The sequence below is a fragment of the Salmonella sp. SJTUF14076 genome (assembly GCF_015534835.1).
Lineage (GTDB): Bacteria > Pseudomonadota > Gammaproteobacteria > Enterobacterales > Enterobacteriaceae > Salmonella > Salmonella enterica.
Genome location: NZ_CP064674.1, coordinates 2010922 through 2035002 on the forward strand (window position 1 = coordinate 2010922; position 24081 = coordinate 2035002).

The following is a 24081-nucleotide window of genomic DNA, read 5'->3' on the forward strand; positions in this document are numbered from 1 at the left end:
CAGCGTATTTCCTTTTTGCAAAAGTAAAGTTATCACCGCAGGTGCCGATAACGTTGATAACTCGTTATCAGGAAGGTGCCTTATGTTTAACCGTATCCGCGTTGTCACAATGCTGATGATGGTGCTGGGGGTTTTCGCACTGCTACAGCTTGTTTCCGGTGGTTTGCTGTTTTCTTCATTACAGCATAACCAGCAAGGTTTTGTTATTTCTAACGAATTACGCCAGCAACAAAGCGAACTCACGTCGACATGGGACTTAATGCTGCAAACGCGCATTAACCTGAGCCGTTCCGCCGCACGCATGATGATGGACGCTTCTAACCAGCAGAGCAGCGCCAAAACGGATTTACTCCAGAATGCAAAAACGACCCTCGCACAGGCGGCGGCGCATTACGCCAATTTCAAAAACATGACGCCATTGCCAGCGATGGCGGAGGCCAGCGCGAACGTCGATGAAAAATATCAGCGCTATCAGGCCGCATTAGCCGAACTTATTCAGTTTCTGGACAATGGCAATATGGATGCCTACTTCGCCCAGCCAACCCAGGGAATGCAAAACGCGTTGGGCGAGGCGCTGGGCAATTACGCCCGGGTGAGCGAAAACCTGTACCGCCAGACATTTGATCAAAGCGCTCATGACTACCGTTTTGCGCAATGGCAACTGGGGGTTCTTGCGGTCGTGCTGGTGCTGATTTTGATGGTGGTTTGGTTCGGCATTCGTCATGCCCTGCTTAACCCATTAGCGCGAGTGATTACTCATATCCGTGAAATTGCCAGCGGCGATCTGACGAAAACGCTCACCGTCTCAGGACGTAATGAAATTGGCGAACTGGCGGGAACGGTTGAACATATGCAACGCTCGCTGATTGACACCGTGACGCAGGTTCGTGAAGGTTCGGATGCGATTTATTCCGGCACCAGTGAAATTGCCGCCGGTAATACCGACCTCTCTTCCCGTACCGAACAACAAGCCTCCGCTCTGGAGGAGACGGCGGCCAGCATGGAACAACTGACGGCCACCGTGAAGCAAAACGCCGATAACGCCCGTCAGGCTTCGCAACTGGCGCAAAGCGCCTCCGAGACCGCGCGTCATGGCGGCAAAGTGGTCGACGGCGTGGTAAACACCATGCACGAAATTGCCGACAGTTCGAAAAAAATCGCTGACATTATCAGCGTTATCGACGGTATTGCCTTCCAGACTAACATTCTGGCGCTGAACGCGGCGGTAGAAGCGGCGCGCGCGGGAGAGCAGGGACGCGGTTTTGCGGTCGTGGCAGGCGAGGTGCGTAATCTGGCCAGCCGCAGCGCCCAGGCGGCGAAAGAAATAAAAGCGTTGATTGAAGATTCCGTCTCGCGTGTCGATACCGGTTCTGTGCTGGTGGAAAGCGCCGGGGAAACCATGACTGACATCGTCAATGCCGTTACGCGCGTCACGGATATCATGGGCGAAATCGCCTCCGCCTCGGATGAGCAAAGCCGGGGTATCGATCAGGTCGCTTTGGCCGTTTCCGAAATGGACCGCGTAACGCAACAGAACGCTTCGCTGGTTCAGGAATCCGCAGCGGCCGCCGCCGCGCTGGAAGAGCAGGCCAGCCGTCTGACCCAGGCGGTATCGGCTTTCCGCTTGGCATCGCGACCGCTGGCGGTAAATAAGCCTGAGATGCGTTTATCAGTGGACGCTCAGTCCGGCAATACGCCGCGGCCCTTAGCCGCCGGGGATGATGCGAACTGGGAAACCTTCTGATCGACGTGCTCTGTCGGTTCTCGATTAATTTGCGAACCCGCCGATACCTTTCGTCTGGTTCGCATAGATAAAAGCAAAAAATGTGTAATACGGGAAGCATGGCGCTGCCGCAGGGCGCGCCCGTTGTACTTTGAATGTGATTAAGAAGGCGCTATGACATCATCTCTGCCCTCCGGGCAAACGTCAGTATTGTTACAGATGACACAGCGCCTCGCGCTGTCCGACGCGCATTTTCGTCGGATATGTCAATTAATCTACCAGCGCGCAGGGATCGTGCTGGCCGACCATAAGCGGGATATGGTTTATAACCGCCTGGTCCGTCGGCTGCGTGCCCTGGGACTGGATGATTTTGGCCGTTATCTCAGTATGCTGGAGGCTAATCAAAACAGCGCTGAGTGGCAGGCTTTTATCAACGCTCTGACTACCAACCTGACCGCTTTTTTTCGCGAGGCGCACCATTTTCCCATCCTTGCGGAACATGCGCGTCGCCGCCACGGCGAGTACCGCGTCTGGAGTGCGGCGGCATCGACAGGAGAAGAACCTTACAGTATCGCCATTACGCTGGCGGATGCGTTGGGGATGGCCCCCGGTCGCTGGAAAGTATTCGCCAGCGATATTGATACTGAAGTGCTGGAAAAAGCGAGAAGCGGTATTTATCGCCTCAGCGAACTGAAAACGTTATCGCCGCAGCAGCTACAACGTTACTTCATGCGCGGTACGGGGCCGCATGAAGGACTGGTGCGCGTGCGTCAGGAACTGGCCAATTATGTTGAATTTTCCTCCGTTAATTTGTTGGAAAAGCAGTACAACGTACCCGGTCCCTTTGACGCGATTTTTTGCCGTAACGTCATGATCTATTTTGATAAAACGACTCAGGAGGACATTCTGCGCCGTTTTGTTCCACTCCTTAAGCCTGACGGACTGTTGTTTGCCGGTCACTCAGAAAACTTTAGCAACCTCGTGCGCGAGTTTAGCCTGCGCGGACAGACGGTGTATGCGCTAAGTAAGGATAAAGCATGAGTAAAATCAGGGTATTGTCAGTTGATGATTCCGCGCTAATGCGCCAAATCATGACTGAAATTATTAATAGCCATAGCGATATGGAGATGGTGGCGACTGCGCCGGACCCGTTGGTCGCCAGGGATCTCATCAAAAAATTTAATCCGGACGTATTGACCCTGGACGTTGAGATGCCGCGTATGGACGGCCTCGATTTTCTGGAAAAACTGATGCGCCTGCGACCGATGCCGGTGGTGATGGTCTCTTCGCTGACCGGGAAAGGTTCTGAAGTGACGCTACGGGCGCTGGAGTTGGGGGCCATCGATTTTGTCACCAAACCGCAGCTTGGCATTCGTGAAGGTATGCTGGCGTATAGCGAGATGATCGCCGAAAAAGTGCGTACCGCCGCGCGGGCCCGCATCGCCGCACATAAACCGATGGCGGCCCCGGCAACCTTAAAAGCCGGTCCGCTGCTCAGTTCGGAAAAACTGATTGCTATCGGCGCTTCAACGGGCGGTACTGAAGCTATCCGACATGTGCTGCAACCGCTGCCGCTTTCCAGTCCGGCAGTGATTATTACGCAGCATATGCCGCCTGGCTTTACCCGCTCGTTTGCCGAGCGTCTGAATAAACTCTGTCAAATCAGCGTGAAGGAGGCGGAGGACGGCGAACGCGTATTGCCAGGTCATGCCTACATTGCGCCCGGCGACAAGCATATGGAGCTGGCGCGTAGTGGGGCGAATTATCAAATCAAAATTCATGATGGCCCGCCGGTAAACCGGCATCGGCCTTCCGTGGATGTGCTGTTTCATTCGGTGGCGAAACACGCGGGGCGCAACGCCGTAGGCGTCATTCTTACGGGGATGGGCAACGATGGCGCCGCTGGAATGTTAGCGATGTACCAGGCTGGCGCCTGGACCATTGCGCAAAACGAAGCAAGTTGTGTGGTGTTCGGCATGCCGCGCGAGGCCATCAATATGGGTGGCGTAAGCGAAGTGGTCGATCTTAGCCAGGTAAGCCAGCAGATGCTGGCGAAAATCAGTGCCGGACAGGCGATACGTATTTGAACCAGGAGTAGTATTTTATGGCGGATAAAGAGCTTAAATTTTTGGTTGTGGATGACTTTTCGACCATGCGTCGTATCGTGCGCAACCTCTTAAAAGAGCTTGGATTTAACAATGTGGAAGAGGCCGAAGACGGCGTCGATGCGCTGAACAAGCTCCAGGCGGGCGGCTTTGGTTTTATTATCTCCGACTGGAACATGCCGAATATGGATGGCCTGGAGCTGCTGAAAACCATTCGCGCCGATAGCGCCATGTCGGCGTTACCCGTGTTGATGGTCACGGCGGAAGCCAAAAAAGAGAATATTATCGCCGCCGCACAGGCTGGCGCCAGCGGTTATGTCGTAAAACCGTTCACCGCAGCGACTCTGGAAGAGAAGCTCAACAAAATCTTTGAGAAACTGGGCATGTGAGGATGCGATGATGATGCAACCATCTATCAAGCCTGCTGATGAAGGCTCAGCAGGAGACATCATTGCGCGCATCGGTAGTCTGACCCGAATGCTGCGCGACAGCCTGCGTGAACTGGGGCTGGACCAGGCGATTGCCGAAGCGGCGGAGGCGATCCCTGATGCGCGCGACCGTCTGGATTATGTCGTCCAGATGACGGCGCAGGCGGCGGAACGCGCGCTAAACAGTGTCGAAGCCTCGCAGCCGCATCAGGATGCGATGGAGAAAGAGGCGAAAGCGCTAACCCAACGTTGGGACGAGTGGTTTGACAATCCGATCGAGCTTGCCGACGCCCGTGAACTGGTGACGGATACGCGCCAGTTTCTCAGGGATGTCCCGGGCCATACCAGCTTTACTAACGCGCAACTGCTGGACATCATGATGGCGCAGGATTTCCAGGATCTGACGGGTCAGGTGATCAAACGCATGATGGACGTGATTCAGGAGATTGAGCGCCAGTTATTAATGGTACTGCTGGAAAACATCCCGGAACAGAGCGCACGACCAAAACGCGAGAACGAAAGCTTACTCAACGGCCCGCAGGTGGATACCTCGAAAGCTGGCGTCGTCGCCAGTCAGGATCAGGTGGACGACCTGCTGGACAGTCTTGGGTTTTAAGCTTTTTTGACCTGATGGCGCTGCGCTTATCGGGTTCGAATCCGTCAACCCGGCCGGATACGAGACTTTCTTATCGTATCCGGCTATCTCTATTAACGCCATAAACCCCGCCTTTTTTACCGCTTACTCTGCCCATTGGCGTAAAGCGGTTCTGGCATCATTCTCGCTTATCAATCTATCCAGGGTTTGCTGCGTGGCAGAAGAGAGCGACGACGACAAAACAGAAGCCCCCACACCCCACCGACTTGAAAAAGCGCGGGAAGAAGGGCAGATCCCCCGTTCCAGAGAACTGACCTCACTGCTGATATTGCTGGTGGGCGTTTGTATTATTTGGTTCGGCGGCGAGTCGTTAGCGCGGCAACTGGCGGGAATGCTCTCAGCAGGCCTGCACTTCGATCACCGTATGGTGAACGATCCTAACCTGATCCTGGGGCAGATAATTTTGCTGATTAAAGCGGCGATGATGGCGTTGCTACCGCTCATCGCGGGCGTGGTGCTGGTGGCGCTTATCTCGCCGGTTATGCTTGGCGGCCTGATTTTTAGCGGTAAGTCGCTACAGCCAAAATTTTCTAAATTAAACCCGCTGCCGGGAATTAAGCGCATGTTTTCGGCGCAGACCGGCGCGGAACTGCTAAAAGCGGTGTTGAAATCCACGCTGGTCGGCTGCGTTACCGGCTTTTATCTCTGGCATCACTGGCCGCAAATGATGCGCCTGATGGCGGAGTCGCCGATCGTCGCAATGGGGAATGCGCTGGATCTGGTTGGACTCTGCGCGTTACTGGTGGTACTGGGCGTGATTCCGATGGTGGGATTTGACGTGTTTTTCCAGATCTTTAGCCACCTGAAAAAATTACGCATGTCGCGGCAGGACATTCGCGACGAATTTAAAGAGAGCGAAGGCGATCCGCATGTTAAGGGCAAAATTCGCCAGATGCAACGCGCCGCCGCGCAGCGCCGCATGATGGAAGATGTGCCGAAAGCGGACGTCATTGTCACTAACCCGACGCACTATTCCGTGGCGCTGCAGTATGACGAAAACAAAATGAGCGCGCCGAAAGTGGTCGCGAAGGGGGCTGGATTAATAGCGCTGCGCATTCGCGAGATCGGCGCTGAACATCGGGTTCCCACTTTAGAAGCGCCGCCGCTGGCGCGGGCATTATATCGCCACGCCGAAATCGGCCAGCAAATTCCCGGGCAGTTATATGCTGCCGTTGCGGAAGTGTTGGCCTGGGTCTGGCAGCTTAAACGCTGGCGGCTTGCGGGCGGGCAACGTCCTCCACAACCTGAGAACCTTCCGGTGCCAGAAGCGCTGGATTTTATGAACGAGAAGACTACTGATGGCTAATCTGGTCGCGATGCTGCGCCTGCCCAGCAACCTGAAATCGACGCAATGGCAAATTCTTGCCGGGCCGATCCTCATTCTGCTGATTTTGTCGATGATGGTGCTGCCGCTGCCTGCTTTTATCCTCGACTTATTGTTTACCTTTAATATTGCGCTATCGATCATGGTGCTGCTGGTGGCGATGTTTACCCAGCGCACTCTGGATTTTGCCGCGTTTCCAACCATTCTGCTGTTTACCACGCTACTGCGTCTGGCGCTTAACGTTGCCTCAACGCGCATTATTTTGATGGAAGGGCATACCGGCGCGGCGGCGGCGGGAAAGGTGGTGGAGGCGTTCGGTCATTTCCTGGTCGGCGGTAACTTCGCGATCGGGATTGTGGTTTTTATCATCCTCGTCATTATCAACTTCATGGTCATCACCAAAGGCGCCGGACGTATTGCCGAAGTCGGCGCGCGCTTTGTGCTGGACGGTATGCCCGGTAAGCAAATGGCGATTGACGCCGATCTTAATGCCGGTCTGATTGGTGAAGACGAGGCCAAAAAACGGCGTTCGGAAGTCACTCAGGAAGCCGACTTCTACGGCTCGATGGACGGGGCAAGTAAATTTGTGCGCGGCGACGCCATCGCCGGTATTCTCATCATGGTCATTAACGTGGTCGGCGGGCTGCTGGTCGGCGTATTGCAGCACGGAATGAGCATGGGCAGCGCGGCGGAAAGCTACACCCTGCTGACCATTGGCGACGGCCTGGTCGCCCAGATCCCGGCGCTGGTTATCTCCACGGCGGCGGGCGTCATTGTGACCCGCGTCAGTACCGATCAGGATGTAGGCGAGCAGATGGTTGGCCAACTGTTCAGTAATCCAAGGGTGATGCTGCTGGCAGCGGCGGTGCTGGGGCTGCTTGGCATGGTGCCAGGAATGCCTAACCTGGTATTTTTACTTTTTACCGCCGCTTTGCTCGGCCTGGCATGGTGGCTGCGCGGGCGTGAAGAAAAAGCGCCAGAGGAGCCGCAGCCGGTAAAAATGCCGGAAAATAACTCGGTGGTCGAAGCCACCTGGAATGACGTACAGCTTGAGGATTCACTGGGAATGGAAGTGGGCTACCGCCTGATCCCGATGGTGGATTTTCAACAGGATGGCGAATTGCTCGGACGTATTCGCAGTATTCGTAAAAAATTCGCGCAGGATATGGGGTTCCTGCCGCCGGTGGTCCACATTCGCGACAATATGGATTTACAGCCTGCGCGCTACCGTATTTTGATGAAAGGGGTAGAGATCGGCAGCGGGGACGCCTATCCGGGACGCTGGCTGGCTATTAACCCCGGCACGGCGGCGGGAACGCTACCGGGCGAGAAAACCGTCGATCCAGCTTTTGGCCTTGATGCCATCTGGATTGAAAGCGCCCTGAAAGAGCAGGCGCAAATTCAGGGCTTTACCGTCGTGGAAGCCAGTACCGTTGTGGCGACGCACCTTAACCACTTGATTGGCCAATTCTCCGCCGAACTGTTTGGCCGCCAGGAAGCGCAGCAACTGTTGGATCGTGTCTCTCAGGAGATGCCTAAACTCACGGAAGATCTGGTCCCCGGCGTCGTGACCCTCACGACCTTACACAAAGTCCTGCAGAACTTACTGGCGGAAAAAGTCCCGATTCGCGATATGCGCACCATTCTGGAAACGCTGGCGGAACATGCGCCGTTACAAAGCGATCCGCATGAATTAACCGCCGTGGTACGCGTGGCATTAGGACGAGCGATTACGCAACAGTGGTTCCCCGGTAATGAAGAAGTGCAGGTGATTGGCCTGGATACCGCGCTGGAGCGTTTGCTGCTTCAGGCATTGCAGGGCGGCGGTGGACTTGAGCCTGGGTTGGCGGATCGCCTGCTGGCGCAGACGCAAGAAGCGCTTTCTCGCCAGGAAATGCTTGGCGCGCCGCCGGTATTACTGGTTAACCATGCGCTACGTCCATTATTGTCCCGCTTTTTGCGGCGCAGTTTACCGCAGCTGGTGGTGTTGTCGAACCTTGAGCTTTCCGATAACCGTCATATCCGCATGACGGCGACTATTGGAGGAAAATAATGCGTAAATGGCTGGCGTTGTTGCTCTTTCCCCTGACGGTTCAGGCCGCAGGCGAAGGCGCGTGGCAGGATAGCGGTATGGGTGTAACCTTAAATTACCGGGGTGTTTCCGCATCGTCTTCGCCATTGTCGGCGCGTCAGCCGGTTTCCGGTGTGATGACGCTGGTCGCCTGGCGTTATGAACTGAATGGCCCGACTCCCGCGGGCTTACGGGTACGGTTATGTTCCCAGTCCCGTTGCGTAGATCTCGATGGTCAGAGTGGCACGACCCACGGTTTTGCCCATGTTCCCGCAGTCGAGCCGCTCCGCTTTGTCTGGGAAGTCCCCGGCGGCGGCAGACTTATCCCGGCGTTAAAAGTGCGGAGCAATCAGGTGATTGTGAACTACCGCTAACCGTTCCTTTCTTTGCCAGGTAGCAGACCTGACTCTCTTTTTGAATAAATAGAAACACCGTTTTATAAAATGGTGAGGTAGGTTGCCGGACTCTTTGCGTTTTTGCCATTTACGCTCTGGCAATGGCAGAAACAAAAAGGTTTCCGCCCAGCTTAGCTTTTACTGTAGCGAATCGACTGCGTCCGCGGTAAAACTGCACGCAGCACTGAATTCGACATTACACAGAGGTTAAGCAAATGATGGTTTATCCAGTCAAACACAGTCCGCTATTGCGTCAGCCTGAGCATTTTATCGCCAGAGATGAACTAAAAGCCTTGATTCAAAAGGTGACGCATAACCTGGTCAATATTAAAGATGAGACGGGCGAATTTTTATTGCGACTGGACGACGGACGGGTGATCGATACTAAAGGCTGGGCCGGATGGGAGTGGACGCACGGCGTGGGCCTGTACGGAATGTATCACTATTATCAACAGACCGGCGACCAGACGATGCGTAAGATCATTGATGACTGGTTTGCCGATCGTTTTGCGGAAGGCGCGACGACGAAAAACGTTAATACGATGGCGCCGTTTTTAACGCTGGCATATCGCTATGAAGAGACGCGTAATCCAGCGTATTTACCGTGGCTGGAAACGTGGGCCGAATGGGCGATGAATGAGATGCCCCGTACCGATCACGGCGGAATGCAGCACATCACGCTGGCGGAGGAAAATCATCAGCAGATGTGGGACGACACGCTAATGATGACGGTGCTGCCGCTGGCGAAAATCGGCAAGCTGTTGAACCGGCCGGAATATGTGGAAGAAGCAACCTATCAGTTCCTGCTACACGTGCAGAATTTGATGGATAAAGAGACGGGGCTGTGGTTCCACGGCTGGAGCTATGACGGTCATCATAACTTCGCTAACGCTCGCTGGGCGCGCGGCAATAGTTGGCTGACCATTGTGATCCCGGATTTTCTTGAACTGCTGGACTTGCCGGAAAATAATGCCGTGCGCCGTTACCTGGTCCAGGTACTGAATGCGCAGATCGCCGCGCTGGCGAAATGTCAGGATGAAAGCGGTTTATGGCATACGTTGCTTGACGATCCGCACTCTTATCTTGAGGCGTCGGCGACGGCGGGTTTTGCCTACGGCATTCTTAAAGCGGTGCGCAAACGCTATGTCGAACGGCACTATGCGCAGGTGGCGGAAAAAGCTATTCGGGGGATAGTGAAACATATCTCGCCGGAAGGCGAACTGCTGCAAACGTCATTTGGCACTGGCATGGGCCACGATCTCGATTTTTACCGTCATATTCCGTTGACCTCTATGCCTTACGGGCAGGCGATGGCAATGCTGTGTTTGACGGAATATCTGCGTAACTATTTCTGATGTATGCGGATATTCCGGGCATATCCTTCTCTGATGGCGCTTTGCTTATTTGACTATGGCGCCTGATCCGGCTGTGTGGTATCAGCCTGTGGATCAAACAGGTGGTCAAGGATTTTTCGCATGATGGGTGCGGCGGTAACGCCGTCGCTTCCGCCGTTTTCCAGAATCAAGGCAATAGCGACCTTAGGGTTTTTATACGGTGCAAAAGCGGTATAAAACACATGATCGCGCAGGCGAATGGGGATCATTTTCGCGTTGTAGGTCTGATTTTCTTTCAGGCTAAACACCTGCGACGTGCCGCTTTTGGCCGCAATGCCGTAGGGCGCTGTGTGAAAGAACTTATAGCCCGTTCCGTTGGGTGCATTCGCCATGCCATACATCGCCTGACGCACCAGTCCCCAGTATGGCGACGCCGGATCGGCTATCTGTGCCGGTGTTCCTGAAGGACGATACGGAACCACCGTTTTGCCGCTCTCTTCATTGAGTAACAGGTGAGGGGCAATCACCTTACCGTTGTTGATGAGCGCCACCATCGCTTTTACCATCTGGATGGGGGTGGCAATCCAGTAGCCCTGGCCGATGCCGACAGAGATGGTATCGCCCTGATACCAGGCTTTTTTATGGACCCGCTGTTTCCATGCGCGGCTGGGAAGCAGCCCGTCATACTCTTCATTAAGGTCGATGCCCGTCGGTTTGCCATAGCCGAACTGAGACAACATCGTGTCGATACGGTCAATACCCATCATATAAGCGACCTGATAGAAAAAGGTATCCGCAGATTCCTCAATCGCTTTAGTGACATCCAGCATACCGTGTCCGGTTTTTTTCCAGTCCCGATAATGACGCTGCGTGCCGGGAAGCGTCCAGGTTGGCGCGCCAAAGAAGGTGGTTTGCGGCGTAATAATCCCGCATAACAGCGCGGACATCGCCATATAGGGTTTAACCGTTGACGCCGGGGGATAAAGCCCTTGCGTCACGCGGTTGATCAGCGGCAGATTTTTATCGTGCAGCAGTTTGCCGTAATCCTGATAGCTAATGCCTTTTACAAAGGGGTTCGGATCGTAGCTGGGCATAGATACCATCGCCAGCACTGAACCATCGTGCGGATCTTCAACCAGTACGGCAGCACGCTGCCCGGCCAGCAAACTTTCAATGTACTCTTGTAAATGGAGATCCAGCGTCAGGTGAATGTTCTTACCCGCGATGGGAGGAACGTCTTTCAGCAGGCGGACAATACGCCCGTGATTATCCACCTCGACCTCCTGATAACCGGTTTTGCCATGAAGATCGTTTTCGTAGTAACGCTCAATCCCCTGTTTACCGATGTTATGGTCCGCCGCGTAATTCTCTGCCAGCCCTTTTTTATCCAGCGCTTTAAGGTCGTTATCGTTTATCTTTGACACGTAACCGAGAACATGCGCCAGCTCCGCGCCGTAAGGATACTGCCGATCCTGATAGCTATTGATCGTGACGCCGTTGAAATGAAACTGATTGACCGCAAAGCGTGCGATTTCAACATCCGTTAGCGTGTTTTTGAGCACCACCGGACGATAGCGGCTACTGGATTTTAGCGCATGGCGAAAGTCGGCGATATCATCGGGGGAGAGATCAACAATAGGGGTGAGCTGTTTTAGCAGCGCATCCATATCGGCAATTTTATAGGGCGTAACCGCGATATCATACCAGGTTACGTTACGCACCAGCGGAATGCCGTTGCGATCGTAAATGATGCCGCGCGTGGGCGCGACGGGTAGCATCTTGATATCGTTCTCATTCGAACGGGTGGTGTAGTAGTGGTGCTGACGGATTTGCAAGTTATAGAGGTTGAAGATCAGGATACCAAAGCAGACAACCACTACACCAAACGCCACAATCACACGTCTCAGGAAGAGTTTCTCTTCCGCATCAAAGTCTTTAAAAGTCATTACCTGTACCTGAACAATCCGCCGCCTAATGATACGGGGCGGTCAGCGCCAGCACAGGTAAAAGATGTTCCATCTCTCTATAGAAATGTGTCATTCCTTGTGATTTGTTACAGATATACCGCTGTGGCAATAAAAAGGCCTGAGTCCGTTACCCGGAGTCAGGCCTGATGATGTTAACGACGGCGCGTTTACATGCGTTCTACGGTTTCGATACCCAACGTATCCAGACCCAGTTTCAGCGTCTTCGCCGTCAGCTGCGCCAGTTTTAGGCGGCTATTGCGAACCGCGTCATTCTCGGCGCTGAGAATAGGGCAGTGCTCGTAGAAGCCGGAGAACAGCCCGGCGACGTCATACAGATACGCGCACATGACGTGCGGCGTACCTTCACGCGCGACCACCGTCAGGGTTTCTTCAAACTGCAGCAGACGGGCAGCGAGCTGCGCTTCGCGATCTTCGCTAATGATAACCGGCGCGCTCGCCAGCGCCTGCTCGTCGATGTCCGCTTTACGGAAAACAGACAGCACACGCGTATAGGCATACTGCATATAAGGAGCGGTATTGCCTTCGAAAGCCAACATATTATCCCAGTCGAAGATATAGTCAGTGGTGCGGTTTTTTGACAGATCGGCGTATTTCACCGCGCCAATACCGACGGCGTTAGCCAGTTTTTCCAGCTCGTCAGCCGGCATATCCGGGTTCTTCTCCGCCACCAGACGACGCGCGCGCTCCAGCGCCTCATCCAGCAGGTCCGCCAGTTTCACCGTACCGCCCGCGCGAGTTTTAAACGGTTTACCATCTTTACCCAACATCATGCCGAACATGTGGTGTTCCAGCGGAACGGAATCCGGCACATAACCGGCTTTGCGCACAATGGTCCAGGCCTGCATCAGGTGCTGGTGCTGACGGGAGTCAATGTAGTAGAGCACGCGGTCGGCGTGCAGCGTTTCGTAACGGTATTTGGCGCAGGCGATATCGGTAGTGGTATACAGATAACCGCCATCTTTCTTCTGAATAATGACGCCCATCGGATCGCCTTCCTTGTTTTTAAACTCATCAAGGAAAACCACCGTTGCGCCTTCGCTTTCAACCGCCAGGCCTTTGGCTTTCAGATCGGCGACGATGCCCGGCAGCATCGGATTATACAGACTTTCGCCCATCACATCGTCACGCGTCAGAGTGACGTTCAGGCGATCATAGGTGATCTGGTTTTGCGTCATGGTGATATCAACCAGCTTACGCCACATCTCACGGAAATAGGTATCACCGCTCTGCAATTTGACGACGTAGTTACGCGCGCGCTCGGCAAACGCTTCATCTTCGTCATAATGCTTTTTCGCATCGCGGTAAAATCCTTCGAGATCCGCCAGCGCCATGTCGCCCGCGTTTTCCTGCTGCTGTTTTTCCAGCCAGGCGATAAGCATACCGAACTGGGTACCCCAGTCGCCGACGTGGTTAGCGCGAATAACATGATGGCCCAGAAACTCCAGCGTGCGTACTGCCGCATCGCCGATAATCGTGGAGCGTAGATGACCGACGTGCATCTCTTTCGCGACGTTGGGCGCGGAGTAGTCGACGACAATTGTCTGACGAGTCGGCTGAGAAACGCCCAGACGATCGGAGGCCAGCGCCTGTTGCACCTGTTCAGCGAGAAAAGCCGGTTCGAGGAAAATATTGATAAAGCCAGGGCCGGCGATTTCAACCTTGCTGGCGATGCCGCTGAGATCCAGATGAGTCAGCACCTGCTCTGCAAGTTGTCGGGGGGCCATACCCAGTTTTTTCGCAACTGCCATCATGCCGTTGGCCTGATAGTCGCCGAACTGAACTTTGGCTGACTGACGAACCTGGGGCTCGCAATCTGCAGGCGCGCCTGCAGCAATCATGGCCTGACTAACTTTTTCTGAGAGAAGAGCCTGAATATTCACCGGAATACCTTACGTTTATGAAGCGGGCTGTATTGCCCGCGCCAGTTTAAGAATTAGGGCGGGAGTATACTGCAAATGCCCGTTGGCGTCAGCATTGCGCGCGCGGCGCGTCGCCTGAAATATACGCAACAATAATCTGCATAAGCATTCAATAAACGCCCAATCAAATCAAAGGTTGGTTGCCGGGGCGCAACAGCGTAAATTAGCGGTTTTCACAGCAAGAAGAGCGTCCTGATATGGCGAACTGGCAACACATTGATGAACTGCATGATATTTCCGCAGATTTACCGCGATTCACTCTGGCGTTCAGAGAACTTTCCACTCGCCTTGGTCTGCAGATTAGCGCCCTTGAGGCCGATCACATTTCATTGCGCTGTCACCAGAATACGACGGCGGAGCGTTGGCGTCGCGGTTTTGAACAATGCGGCGAGCTACTGTCGGAAAATATCATCAACGGCAGGCCGATTTGTCTGTTTAAACTGCATGAACCGGTATGTGTGGAACACTGGCGGTTTTCTGTTATTGAATTACCGTGGCCGGGAGAAAAACGCTATCCACACGAAGGGTGGGAGCATATTGAAATCGTGCTGCCCGGCGAGCCGGAGACCTTGAACGCGAGGGCGCTGGCGTTGTTGTCGGATGAGGGGCTTAGTCAGCCGGGGATCGTGGTTAAAACCAGTTCGCCACAGGGCGAGCATGAACGTTTGCCAAACCCTACGCTGGCTGTGACCGATGGCCGCGTCACGGTAAAATTTCATCCATGGTCGATTGAAGCGATTGTCGCCAGCGAACAGGCGGCCCATTAACCTGCCGAGCGGAGTGAATATGGCGTTACTTGAGATCTGTTGTTACAGCATGGAATGCGCGCTCACCGCGCAGCGAAACGGCGCGGATCGTATCGAACTGTGCGCCGCGCCGAAAGAAGGGGGGCTTACGCCTTCTTTCGGCGTCTTACGCAGCGTACGCGAGCATATTACGATTCCCGTACATCCGATTATTCGTCCTCGCGGCGGGGATTTTTACTACACTGACGGCGAATTTGCCGCCATGCTGGAAGATATCCGCCTCGTCAGAGAGTTGGGGTTTCCCGGGCTGGTTACTGGCGTGTTGACCGTTGATGGGGATGTCGATATGTCGCGAATGGAAAAAATAATGGCGGCGGCCGGACCGCTGGCGGTGACATTCCACCGCGCCTTCGATATGTGCGCTAATCCCTTCAATGCGCTAAAGAATCTGGCTGACGCAGGCGTAGCAAGAGTACTGACTTCCGGACAAAAAGCCGATGCGGCGCAAGGTTTATCAATAATTATGGAACTTATTGCCCAGGGGGATGCTCCAACCATTATGGCTGGTGCGGGGGTTCGTGCAAATAACCTGCAGAATTTCCTCGATGCCGGAGTACGGGAAGTACACAGTTCCGCCGGAGTCTTACTGCCTTCGCCGATGCGCTATCGCAATCAGGGGTTATCGATGTCTGCCGATATTCAGGCGGACGAGTATTCTCGCTATAGAGTAGAGGGTGCGGCGGTCGCTGAAATGAAAGGAATCATTGTTCGCCATCAGGCCAAATGATTTTTACCGTTGCATCATGTCGCCCAATATGATGCTTGCTCGTACCAGGCCCCTGCCAATTCAACAGGGGCCTTTTTTTCTCCTTCATATTTCAAGCCGCAGCAGCGTTGGCCGCCTCGCGCACCCCGGTCACGTAGCTACCTACGTGACCGGGGATTTGCTGCGTTGCCGCCTTGCTGCAACTTGAACTATTTTGGAGAAACGGTGCTATACGTAACGGTCATTCGGTAATCCATCACGGTTTACGCGCAATCAGCACCGCGCGCTGCGGGGCGGGATAGCCTTCCACCGTCTTGCTGCGATCGTTCGGGTCGAGGAAATCGGCCAGCGACTCGGTAACCATCCATTCGGTACGGCGCTGCTCTTCGGTGGTAGTGACGCAGACATCGGCGATACGCACGTCAATAAAGCCGCATTTTTCCAGCCATTTTTTTAATGCCGGCGCGGAAGGAATAAAATAGACGTTACGCATCTGCGCGTAGCGGTCACCCGGCACCAGTACGGTATTTTCGTCGCCGTCGACGACCAGCGTTTCCAGTACCAGCTCACCCTCGTTGACCAACTGATCTTTTAACTGCCACAGATGTTCCAGCGGCGAGCGACGGTGATAAAGCACCCCCATCGAGAAGACGGTATCAAATGCTTTCAGCGCCGGGAGTTGTTCAATGCCCAACGGCAGCAGATGCGCGCGCTGATCGTTACCCAACAGTTTACGCACCGCCTCAAACTGGCAGAGGAAAAGCTGTGTAGGATCGATGCCGACCGCCAGATGTGCGCCCGCGCCAATCATCCGCCACAGGTGATAGCCGCTGCCGCAGCCGACATCAAGGATCGTCCGGCCGGTTAAATCTGACAGATGCGGCAGTACGCGATCCCACTTCCAGTCGGAGCGCCATTCGGTGTCAATATCTACGCCATAAAGCGAGAACGGGCCTTTACGCCACGGCATCAGATTACGCAGCAATGTATCAATACGCTTTAGCTGACCTTCGCTGAGCGGCGTTTCGCTTTCCGCCGTGACGCTGTGCAGTAAATCCAGCCGCCAGGGCGTAATTTCCGGTAAAAATTCTACCGCGTTCGACCACTGTTTAAACAAGCCATGCTGCTGCTCGCGTTGCCAGGCGGCAATCTGCGCGGGCAATGTTTCCAGCCAGTGGGAGAGATGATTTTTAGCAATGAGCTGATAAAAGTTACCAAACTCGATCATGCGGCAACTCCGGCTTTTAACGCGACAAGCGACCCGAAATTAAAGCACTGGAACCACAGTTCACTGTGTTCGAAACCCGCCTGACGCAGGCGCGCTTTATGTGTTTCCACCGAGTCGGTGAGCATCACGTTTTCCAGCATACTGCGCTTCTGGCTGATCTCCAGTTCGCTGTACCCATTAGCGCGTTTAAAATCGTGGTGCATGTTGAATAACAGCTCGCCCACTTTCGCGTCTTCAAAGCTAAATTTTTCCGACAGTACCAGCGCGCCGCCGGGATTCAACCCCAGGTAAATCTTATCCAGCAATGCCTGGCGTTCGGCAGGTTCAAGGAATTGCAGGGTAAAATTCAGCACCACCATCGAGGCGTTTTCAATAGTGATATCGCGGATATCGCCTTCAACGACTTCAACCGGCGTAGGCGCTTTATACGCATCAATATGACGGCGGCAGCGTTCAATCATGGCCGGGGAGTTATCGACGGCGATAATGCGACAATGCTCATGGCGGATATTACGCCGAACAGATAGCGTCGCGGCGCCCAGCGAGCAGCCCAGATCGTAGACCTGCGTGTTCGGCTGCACAAAGCGTTCAGCCAACATGCCGATCATGGAGATGATGTTGGAGTAGCCTGGTACCGAACGCTGAATCATGTCGGGGAAAACTTCGGCTACTCGTTCATCAAAAGTCCAGTCGCCGAGACGGGCGATAGGCGCAGAAAAAAGCGTGTCGCGGTGAGACATAACGTATACATCCGGGAAAAATAAAGGCGCATATTGTGCGCTAATACAGGGAGAAAACCAACTCCCAGGGCATATACCACAGGTTTGCCAGCACCATCAGCAACAATGCGCACCAGGTCGCGCTCATCCCCGCCCGCCGCCAGCGGAACAGGCGGTGGTGAAAACCGTAATAATGCATCAGCCGACCGGCGATTAAAATGATGCCGCAGATATGCACCATCCACGTTTCGGCGCCGTTCATTTCCATAAACAGCAGCAGCACCAGCGCGACAGGAATATATTCCACCGCGTTGCCATGAATACGGATGGCGCTTTGCAATTCGCTAAAACCGCCGTCGCCATAGGCGACACGGTACTGCATTCGCAAGCGAACGACATTAAAAGAGAACTTCATTAATAATAACGCACCCAAAACGGCATACAGCGCGCTTACCATACAAACTCCCTTTTAAAATGGCTGATGGCACTGTCTATGATAGGGGGCATTTTCAGAAAAGAGAAGATTGCTGTGGAATGGACGGAGCAGTGCCGATTTCCGGTAAGACGCTGCGTAAATCATGCCAAAGCGTATTCACCAGTTCCGGCGCCTGCGCGATATCCGGAGTATGTAAAAACAGAAAAGGCGTGGTGGTCTGCCGCCACTGCGGGAGTTTCTGCAACCAGGCGGCGAAAAACTCACGGTTTTGCGCCATATTATCGCTACCGATAAAACGCACCATCGGATGGCTGGCCGTCACGACCGCATGTACCGGGACTTTGGGTTTTTTTCGCTGCGCGTCGCGGACGGCTTCGCTGTGGGGATGGGCGGCATGTACCGGACGACTATCCAGGATCACGCGGTTTACGCCGCGCGCGTGTAACCCGCGATTGAGCCGCTGTTCATCCTCACCCTTGTCAAAAAAACACGGATGACGAACTTCTACGCCATAGGTAAACGTGGCGGGGAGCGCATCAAGAAACTGCCATAAGGCGGGGAGATCGCGCGGTCCAAAGGCGGCGGGCAACTGCAGCCAGTATTGGCCAATACGCGTTTCCAGCGGCGCCAGGCGGGTAAAAAACGCCTGTACCAGATCGTCGCAATGGCGCAGCGCGGCCTGGTGAGAAATGGTCGCGGGAAATTTAAAGCAAAAACGGAAATCGTCCGTAGTTTGCGCATACCAGCGATCGACAATTTCCGCTTTCGGCAGCGCGTAAAGCGTGGTGTTGCCCTCTACGCAATTAAAGTGGCGGGCATACTCTTCCAGACTGGTGATGCCGAGCCGCGCCCATTTCGGGTGCGACCATTGCGGCAGGCCAATGTACATCATAAGGCGTTTAAAATATCCTCTACGCTGCGTACCCGGCCAATGCGCGGGAAAATATGCGTCATACTGCTCTGATGCTGCTCACTGTTGGCGGCGCTACAGGCATCTTCGGCAATAATAAGGTTAAATCCTAACTCCCAGGCGTTACGCGCTGTGGATTCGACGCCGATATTGGTTGAGATTCCGCACAATATGATGGTGTCGATACCCCGGCGGCGAAGCTGTAATTCCAGGTCGGTGCCGTAAAACGCGCCCCACTGGCGTTTAGTCACTTCCAGATCGCTGTCCTTTTTACCCAATGCCGTAGGCCAGGTCCACCAGTTTTCCGGCAACGCGTGCGCAGGCGTTGCGGCATCCACGGGTTGTTTTAACGCTTCGGCATAATCATCAGACCATCCGACGCGTACCATAACCACGGGCGAGCCGTTGGCACGACACTTTTCCGCCAGCCGCGCGGCGCGGGCGACCACCTCATTTGCCGTATACGGGCCGCCGGCAAACGGAAGAATTCCTTCCTGTAAATCAATAACCACCAGGGCGGTTGTGGTCGCGTTGAGTTTCAGCATGATAATCACTCTCCTAAAAATAGCGGATTTCACTACACCTTAAGCGCGATTAAAGAGGAAAGCGGCGACAAATATTGTTAATTTTTGTGAGCATACGCAATACCCGCGTGAAAAACCCGGGTACAGTCAGTATGAACCAAGTGTCGATACCGCATGAAACGGGCAAGTTATCGCTCCCATGCTGGATTGACTCTTATCGTGCGGCAGAATTTCCAGTATAATAGCCGCCTTTTTTCATCCAGTTGTGACATACAGCTAAAGCTGCGACTTCGTCGCCTGCATGGCAGGCAACAATCCGCCTGCGGCTAAGTTAAGGGATATCTCATGCGTACAGAATATTGCGGACAGCTACGTCTGTCCCACGTGGGGCAGCAGGTGACTCTGTGTGGTTGGGTCAACCGTCGTCGTGATCTTGGCAGCCTGATCTTTATCGATATGCGCGACCGCGAAGGTATTGTGCAGGTGTTCTTCGATCCGGATCGTGCGGACGCGTTAAAGCTGGCCTCTGAACTGCGTAATGAGTTCTGCATTCAGGTTACGGGCACCGTGCGTGCGCGTGACGCGAAAAACGTCAATGCGGATATGGCGACCGGCGAAATTGAAGTGCTGGCGTCCTCTCTCACTATCATCAACCGCGCAGACTCACTGCCGCTTGACGCTAACCACGTTAATACCGAAGAGGCGCGTCTCAAGTACCGCTATCTGGATTTGCGTCGTCCGGAAATGGCGCAGCGCCTGAAAACCCGCGCCAAAATTACCAGCCTGGTGCGTCGTTTTATGGACGATCACGGTTTCCTTGATATTGAAACCCCGATGCTGACCAAAGCGACCCCGGAAGGCGCGCGCGATTACCTGGTACCGTCCCGCGTACACAAAGGTAAATTCTATGCGTTGCCGCAGTCGCCGCAGCTGTTCAAACAGCTCCTGATGATGTCCGGTTTCGACCGTTACTATCAGATAGTCAAATGCTTCCGTGATGAAGACTTACGTGCTGACCGTCAGCCGGAGTTTACTCAGATCGACGTCGAGACCTCCTTCATGACCGCGCCACAGGTGCGCGAAGTGATGGAAGCGCTGGTGCGCCATTTGTGGCTGGAAGTGAAAGGCGTGGATCTGGGGGATTTCCCGGTCATGACGTTTGCCGAAGCGGAACGTCGCTACGGTTCCGACAAGCCAGACCTGCGTAACCCGATGGAGCTGGTAGATGTCGCTGACCTGCTGAAATCGGTAGAGTTCGCGGTCTTCGCGGGCCCGGCTAACGATCCGAAAGGCCGCGTGGCAGCGCTGCGTGTGCCTGGCGGCGCACAGCTTAGCCGTAAGCAGATCGACGATTACGGTAACTTTGTTAAGATCTACGGCGCGAAAGGACTGGCATATATCAAAGTTAACGAGCGCGCGAAAGGTCTGGACGGGATTAACAGTCCGGTGGCCAAGTTCCTGACCGCCGACATCGTCGAGGCTATCCTTGAACGTACCGGCGCGCAGGACGGCGACATGATCTTCTTCGGCGCAGATAACAAAAAAGTGGTTGCCGATGCGCTGGGCGCGCTGCGTCTGAAACTGGGCAAAGACCTGAGCCTGACCGACGAAGACAAATGGGCGCCGCTGTGGGTGATTGACTTCCCGATGTTCGAAGACGACGGCGAAGGCGGTCTGACCGCGATGCACCATCCGTTCACCGCCCCGCGTGACATGACGGCGTCTGAACTGAAAACTGCCCCGGAAGAAGCCGTCGCTAACGCTTACGATATGGTGATTAACGGCTATGAAGTGGGTGGCGGTTCGGTGCGTATTCACAATGGTGAAATGCAGCAAACCGTATTTGGTATTCTCGGTATCAATGAGCAGGAGCAGCGCGAGAAGTTCGGCTTCCTGTTGGATGCGTTGAAATACGGTACGCCGCCGCACGCGGGCCTGGCGTTTGGTCTGGACCGTCTGACCATGCTGTTGACCGGCACCGACAATATTCGTGATGTTATCGCCTTCCCGAAAACGACCGCCGCCGCGTGTCTGATGACTGAAGCGCCGAGTTTCGCCAACCAGGCAGCGTTGACGGAGTTGGGGATTCAGGTTGTGAAGAAAGCCGAGAATAACTGATATGAACAATGTACACGACATCATTCGCGTGATATCGCGGCGGCCCGCAAGGGGGAGTCTCATCAATGCGCGGCGTCACCCAACAGCCAACAACGAGGTCGCGTGAAGGATAAAGTGTACAAGCGCCCCGTTTCGGTCCTGGTGGTTATTTTCGCGCAGGATACGAAACGGGTGCTAATGTTGCAGCGACGCGACGACCCGGATTTTTGGCAGTCAGTGACTGGCAGCATAGAAGAAGGGGAGACCGCGTTGCAGGCCGCCGTGCGTGAAGTCAAAGAGGAGGTCACGATTGATGTTGCGGCAGAGCAACTGACCTTAGTCGACTGCCAACGTACGGTGGAGTTTGAAATTTTTTCACATTTACGTCATCGCTATGCGCCGGGCGTCATGCACAATACAGAATTCTGGTTCTGCCTTGCGTTACCGCATGAGCGGCAGGTGATATTCACTGAACATCTGACGTACCAGTGGCTTGATGCGCCTGACGCGGCGGCGCTTACCAAGTCCTGGAGTAACCGGCAAGCGATTGAAGAGTTTGTCATTAACGTCGCCTGAAAAGGCGCGCTTTTTTTGAGGAAATATTTATGGCAGGTCATAGTAAATGGGCCAACACCAGACATCGTAAAGCTGCGCAAGATGCCAAGCGCGGTAAAATCTTCACTAAAATTATTCGTGAACTGGTAACGGCAGCTAAATTGGGCGGCGGCGATCCGGATGCCAACCCGCGTCTGCGCGCGGCTGTAGATAAAGCGCTGGCCAACAACATGACCCGCGACACTCTGAACCGTGCCATCGCTCGCGGTGTGGGTGGTGATGAAGACTCGAACATGGAAACCATCATCTATGAAGGTTATGGTCCTGGCGGCACGGCCATTATGATTGAGTGTTTGAGTGACAACCGTAACCGTACCGTAGCGGAAGTGCGTCATGCTTTCAGCAAGTGCGGCGGTAATCTGGGTACCGATGGCTCAGTGGCGTACCTGTTCAGTAAGAAAGGGGTCATCTCCTTTGAGAAAGGCGATGAAGACACCATCATGGAAGCCGCTCTGGAAGCTGGCGCGGAAGATGTTGTGACCTATGATGATGGCGCGATTGATGTTTACACTGCCTGGGAAGAGATGGGCAAAGTGCGTGACGCGCTGGAAGCGGCGGGTCTGAAAGCGGACAGCGCCGAAGTGTCCATGATCCCGTCAACCAAAGCGGATATGGATGCGGAAACCGCGCCGAAACTGCTACGTCTGATCGATATGCTGGAAGACTGTGACGATGTTCAGGAAGTCTACCATAACGGTGAGATCTCTGATGAGGTGGCGGCGACCCTGTAATGGTGCTGTTAAACGCCGGCGGGCAGGGGGGATAGCGTGTCGATTATTCTCGGTATTGACCCCGGCTCGCGCATTACCGGTTATGGCGTTATCCGCCAGGTAGGCAGACAACTGACCTATCTGGGCAGCGGATGTATTCGCACCAAAGTCGATGATTTGCCGTCTCGTTTGAAGCTCATATACGCAGGCGTGACGGAAATCATCACGCAGTTCCAGCCGGACTATTTTGCTATCGAACAGGTGTTTATGGCGAAGAACGCCGATTCAGCCCTCAAGCTGGGACAGGCGCGCGGCGTCGCGATTGTCGCCGCGGTCAATCAGGAACTGCCCGTGTTTGAATACGCGGCGCGTCAGGTGAAGCAAACCGTCGTCGGTATTGGTAGCGCGGAGAAAAGCCAGGTTCAGCATATGGTGCGCACGTTGCTCAAACTGCCCGCTAACCCGCAGGCCGATGCCGCGGATGCGCTGGCTATCGCCATTACGCATTGCCACGTCAGCCAGAACGCGATGCAAATGAGCGAGAGCCGACTCAATCTGGCGCGGGGAAGGTTGCGCTAAATTATTCTCCCTCAGCCTCGCGTTGAGGGTTTTCAATTCCACAGGCGCTAATTAATTCTAAATTGGGATGTTGCCACAGGCTGGCGGGCGTCACCGTCTTACGATCCCACGGGATTGAACCTAAAAACCAGAACTTCCAGAAGGTGAGTTTCGCATCAGGATTGCTGTGAAGTAATTCTTCGAATGTCTCAATATCGCCTACCGGAATACACAATGCTTCTTTATAGATATCAAACACAAATTTCGAGCAGAACTGGCGTGACGACTCATATTTAAACCCCGTGTGATAAAACTTATTCAGCCGGGCGGGAACCTGCTCCATGATGGCGAGTTTCTGCTCGACCGTCAGGCCGCCGCGCAGACGGCGAACGGCGTAACGTTGTCCGGCTGAACGTTGCATAAACAGTGACAGCGTGGTGACGGTTGAGAGGGGGACGCGACTTTCCGCCACCAGATAGTCATCACCATTATGACCAATAATAATCCCAACATGGTTGCTCCAGCACTGTGAAGCGGTGGATATCTGGCCGAAAAGCGCGGCACCTATACAGGTAAAGACGATATCCCCGGTTTCATATTGGACAGGATAATGTTTTTTCATGTTCACGTTCCATTATTACCTAAAATAATATCCTTTATTTTACGCTATTGGATAATTAGCATTATACTCACATAATGACAAGATATTATTATCAATAAATATCCATCATGAATATTATAATTTACGGTGATAATGTTTTTACCTCTTTCCAGAGGTGAAAGTGAAAGGGAAGATAGACGAACGCAGGGAATAAGTGGACTGTCCTTTC

23 protein-coding genes are annotated in these 24081 nt (G+C 54.1%); 15 read left to right on the forward strand and 8 right to left on the reverse strand.

All coding sequences use genetic code 11. From position 1 onward, the window contains the following. The first annotated feature begins 82 nt into the window (after positions 1-82). The 9 genes from tar to HU143_RS09800 all read left to right on the forward strand — a co-directional run bounded on the left by tar (position 83) and on the right by HU143_RS09800 (position 10056). Positions 83-1744, forward strand: coding sequence for a methyl-accepting chemotaxis protein II (tar, locus tag HU143_RS09760; RefSeq protein ID WP_023200528.1), 1662 nt, complete (start codon positions 83-85; stop codon positions 1742-1744). A gap of 153 nt (positions 1745-1897) precedes the next feature. Next, a complete protein-coding gene (cheR, locus tag HU143_RS09765) occupies positions 1898-2764 on the forward strand; it encodes a protein-glutamate O-methyltransferase CheR (protein WP_000204362.1) in 867 nt (288 codons plus the stop codon). Further along, complete coding sequence (gene cheB, locus HU143_RS09770; protein WP_000036389.1) at positions 2761-3810, forward strand: protein-glutamate methylesterase/protein glutamine deamidase; 1050 nt, start codon at positions 2761-2763, stop codon at positions 3808-3810. The genes cheR and cheB overlap by 4 nt, the downstream gene beginning before the upstream one ends. A 17-nt stretch (positions 3811-3827) precedes the next feature. Then, positions 3828-4217 (forward strand): chemotaxis response regulator CheY, encoded by a 390-nt coding sequence (gene cheY, locus HU143_RS09775; RefSeq protein ID WP_000763861.1) that lies wholly within the window; start codon positions 3828-3830, stop codon positions 4215-4217. Positions 4218-4227: 10 nt separating this feature from the next. Then, the gene (gene cheZ, locus HU143_RS09780) at positions 4228-4872 is read left to right on the forward strand and encodes a protein phosphatase CheZ (protein ID WP_000983585.1); all 645 of its coding nucleotides are present in this window, start codon (positions 4228-4230) and stop codon (positions 4870-4872) included. 193 nt (positions 4873-5065) lie between these two features. Next, entirely contained in the window at positions 5066-6217 is a 1152-nt protein-coding gene (gene flhB, locus HU143_RS09785; RefSeq protein WP_001748515.1) for a flagellar biosynthesis protein FlhB, read from the forward strand. Beyond that, entirely contained in the window at positions 6210-8288 is a 2079-nt protein-coding gene (gene flhA, locus HU143_RS09790; RefSeq protein WP_000002392.1) for a flagellar biosynthesis protein FlhA, read from the forward strand. The genes flhB and flhA overlap by 8 nt, the downstream gene beginning before the upstream one ends. Beyond that, entirely contained in the window at positions 8288-8680 is a 393-nt protein-coding gene (flhE, locus tag HU143_RS09795) for a flagellar protein FlhE (RefSeq protein WP_023227111.1), read from the forward strand. Before flhA ends, flhE begins: the two co-directional genes overlap by 1 nt. Positions 8681-8916: 236 nt before the next feature. After that, entirely contained in the window at positions 8917-10056 is a 1140-nt protein-coding gene (locus HU143_RS09800; protein WP_000989896.1) for a glycoside hydrolase family 88/105 protein, read from the forward strand. 53 nt (positions 10057-10109) lie between these two features. On the opposite strand, the gene mrdA is transcribed toward HU143_RS09800, so the two are convergent. Both mrdA and argS read right to left on the reverse strand, forming a co-directional pair. Further along, positions 10110-11981: a penicillin-binding protein 2 gene (gene mrdA, locus HU143_RS09805; protein ID WP_023227112.1), complete on the reverse strand. Its 1872-nt coding sequence runs from the start codon at positions 11979-11981 to the stop codon at positions 10110-10112. Positions 11982-12169: 188 nt separating this feature from the next. After that, the gene (gene argS / locus HU143_RS09810) at positions 12170-13903 is read right to left on the reverse strand and encodes an arginine--tRNA ligase (RefSeq protein ID WP_001025360.1); all 1734 of its coding nucleotides are present in this window, start codon (positions 13901-13903) and stop codon (positions 12170-12172) included. A gap of 236 nt (positions 13904-14139) precedes the next feature. Here argS and HU143_RS09815 point away from each other — a divergent pair, with 236 nt between their 5' ends. Further along, on the forward strand, positions 14140-14709 hold the full coding sequence (locus HU143_RS09815) for a VOC family protein (protein WP_000024796.1): 570 nt from the start codon (positions 14140-14142) through the stop codon (positions 14707-14709). Positions 14710-14728: 19 nt separating this feature from the next. Then, positions 14729-15475 carry a copper homeostasis protein CutC gene (gene cutC / locus HU143_RS09820; protein ID WP_001185770.1) on the forward strand — a complete coding sequence of 249 codons (747 nt, stop codon included), beginning with the start codon at positions 14729-14731 and terminating at the stop codon, positions 15473-15475. Positions 15476-15710: 235 nt separating this feature from the next. Here the strand turns inward: cutC and cmoB are convergent, their stop codons facing one another. From cmoB to HU143_RS09845, 5 genes are read right to left on the reverse strand one after another with little or no spacing between them, the layout of a single operon-like run. Continuing rightward, on the reverse strand, positions 15711-16682 hold the full coding sequence (gene cmoB, locus HU143_RS09825) for a tRNA 5-methoxyuridine(34)/uridine 5-oxyacetic acid(34) synthase CmoB (protein ID WP_000569026.1): 972 nt from the start codon (positions 16680-16682) through the stop codon (positions 15711-15713). Next, on the reverse strand, positions 16679-17422 hold the full coding sequence (cmoA, locus tag HU143_RS09830) for a carboxy-S-adenosyl-L-methionine synthase CmoA (RefSeq protein WP_000019609.1): 744 nt from the start codon (positions 17420-17422) through the stop codon (positions 16679-16681). The genes cmoB and cmoA overlap by 4 nt, the downstream gene beginning before the upstream one ends. Before the next feature lie 40 nt (positions 17423-17462). Beyond that, complete coding sequence (locus tag HU143_RS09835; protein ID WP_000252975.1) at positions 17463-17858, reverse strand: MAPEG family protein; 396 nt, start codon at positions 17856-17858, stop codon at positions 17463-17465. 52 nt (positions 17859-17910) lie between these two features. Continuing rightward, a complete protein-coding gene (locus HU143_RS09840) occupies positions 17911-18729 on the reverse strand; it encodes a DUF72 domain-containing protein (protein ID WP_023227113.1) in 819 nt (272 codons plus the stop codon). Then, positions 18726-19292, reverse strand: coding sequence for a hydrolase (locus HU143_RS09845; RefSeq protein WP_023227114.1), 567 nt, complete (start codon positions 19290-19292; stop codon positions 18726-18728). Before HU143_RS09845 ends, HU143_RS09840 begins: the two co-directional genes overlap by 4 nt. A gap of 324 nt (positions 19293-19616) precedes the next feature. On the opposite strand from HU143_RS09845, the gene aspS reads away from it, so the two are divergent. The 4 genes from aspS (at position 19617) to ruvC (ending at position 23272) form a co-directional block, all read left to right on the forward strand. Then, complete coding sequence (gene aspS, locus HU143_RS09850; RefSeq protein ID WP_001258633.1) at positions 19617-21389, forward strand: aspartate--tRNA ligase; 1773 nt, start codon at positions 19617-19619, stop codon at positions 21387-21389. Positions 21390-21491: 102 nt separating this feature from the next. Next, positions 21492-21944 carry a dihydroneopterin triphosphate diphosphatase gene (gene nudB / locus HU143_RS09855; RefSeq protein ID WP_000653694.1) on the forward strand — a complete coding sequence of 151 codons (453 nt, stop codon included), beginning with the start codon at positions 21492-21494 and terminating at the stop codon, positions 21942-21944. A 29-nt stretch (positions 21945-21973) separates the two neighbouring features. Further along, positions 21974-22714 (forward strand): YebC/PmpR family DNA-binding transcriptional regulator, encoded by a 741-nt coding sequence (locus HU143_RS09860; RefSeq protein ID WP_000907242.1) that lies wholly within the window; start codon positions 21974-21976, stop codon positions 22712-22714. A 36-nt stretch (positions 22715-22750) separates the two neighbouring features. Then, entirely contained in the window at positions 22751-23272 is a 522-nt protein-coding gene (gene ruvC / locus HU143_RS09865; protein WP_000022509.1) for a crossover junction endodeoxyribonuclease RuvC, read from the forward strand. 1 nt (position 23273) lies between these two features. Here ruvC and HU143_RS09870 read toward each other — a convergent pair whose 3' ends face one another. After that, complete coding sequence (locus tag HU143_RS09870) at positions 23274-23873, reverse strand: YebB family permuted papain-like enzyme (RefSeq protein ID WP_023227115.1); 600 nt, start codon at positions 23871-23873, stop codon at positions 23274-23276. Between the last annotated feature and the right edge of the window lie 208 nt (positions 23874-24081).

Excerpts from the sequence above, each read along its gene's own strand:
- tar (WP_023200528.1), top strand. The coding sequence starts at position 83 with ATGTTTAACCGTATCCGCGTTGTCACAATGCTGATGATGGTGCTGGGG.
- cheR (WP_000204362.1), top strand. The coding sequence starts at position 1,898 with ATGACATCATCTCTGCCCTCCGGGCAAACGTCAGTATTGTTACAGATG.
- cheB (WP_000036389.1), top strand. The coding sequence starts at position 2,761 with ATGAGTAAAATCAGGGTATTGTCAGTTGATGATTCCGCGCTAATGCGC.
- cheY (WP_000763861.1), top strand. The coding sequence starts at position 3,828 with ATGGCGGATAAAGAGCTTAAATTTTTGGTTGTGGATGACTTTTCGACC.
- cheZ (WP_000983585.1), top strand. The coding sequence starts at position 4,228 with ATGATGCAACCATCTATCAAGCCTGCTGATGAAGGCTCAGCAGGAGAC.
- flhA (WP_000002392.1), top strand. The coding sequence starts at position 6,210 with ATGGCTAATCTGGTCGCGATGCTGCGCCTGCCCAGCAACCTGAAATCG.
- flhE (WP_023227111.1), top strand. The coding sequence starts at position 8,288 with ATGCGTAAATGGCTGGCGTTGTTGCTCTTTCCCCTGACGGTTCAGGCC.
- HU143_RS09800 (WP_000989896.1), top strand. The coding sequence starts at position 8,917 with ATGATGGTTTATCCAGTCAAACACAGTCCGCTATTGCGTCAGCCTGAG.
- mrdA (WP_023227112.1), bottom strand. The coding sequence starts at position 11,981 with ATGACTTTTAAAGACTTTGATGCGGAAGAGAAACTCTTCCTGAGACGT.
- HU143_RS09815 (WP_000024796.1), top strand. The coding sequence starts at position 14,140 with ATGGCGAACTGGCAACACATTGATGAACTGCATGATATTTCCGCAGAT.
- cutC (WP_001185770.1), top strand. The coding sequence starts at position 14,729 with ATGGCGTTACTTGAGATCTGTTGTTACAGCATGGAATGCGCGCTCACC.
- cmoB (WP_000569026.1), bottom strand. The coding sequence starts at position 16,682 with ATGATCGAGTTTGGTAACTTTTATCAGCTCATTGCTAAAAATCATCTC.
- cmoA (WP_000019609.1), bottom strand. The coding sequence starts at position 17,422 with ATGTCTCACCGCGACACGCTTTTTTCTGCGCCTATCGCCCGTCTCGGC.
- HU143_RS09835 (WP_000252975.1), bottom strand. The coding sequence starts at position 17,858 with ATGGTAAGCGCGCTGTATGCCGTTTTGGGTGCGTTATTATTAATGAAG.
- HU143_RS09840 (WP_023227113.1), bottom strand. The coding sequence starts at position 18,729 with ATGATGTACATTGGCCTGCCGCAATGGTCGCACCCGAAATGGGCGCGG.
- HU143_RS09845 (WP_023227114.1), bottom strand. The coding sequence starts at position 19,292 with ATGCTGAAACTCAACGCGACCACAACCGCCCTGGTGGTTATTGATTTA.
- aspS (WP_001258633.1), top strand. The coding sequence starts at position 19,617 with ATGCGTACAGAATATTGCGGACAGCTACGTCTGTCCCACGTGGGGCAG.
- HU143_RS09860 (WP_000907242.1), top strand. The coding sequence starts at position 21,974 with ATGGCAGGTCATAGTAAATGGGCCAACACCAGACATCGTAAAGCTGCG.
- HU143_RS09870 (WP_023227115.1), bottom strand. The coding sequence starts at position 23,873 with ATGAAAAAACATTATCCTGTCCAATATGAAACCGGGGATATCGTCTTT.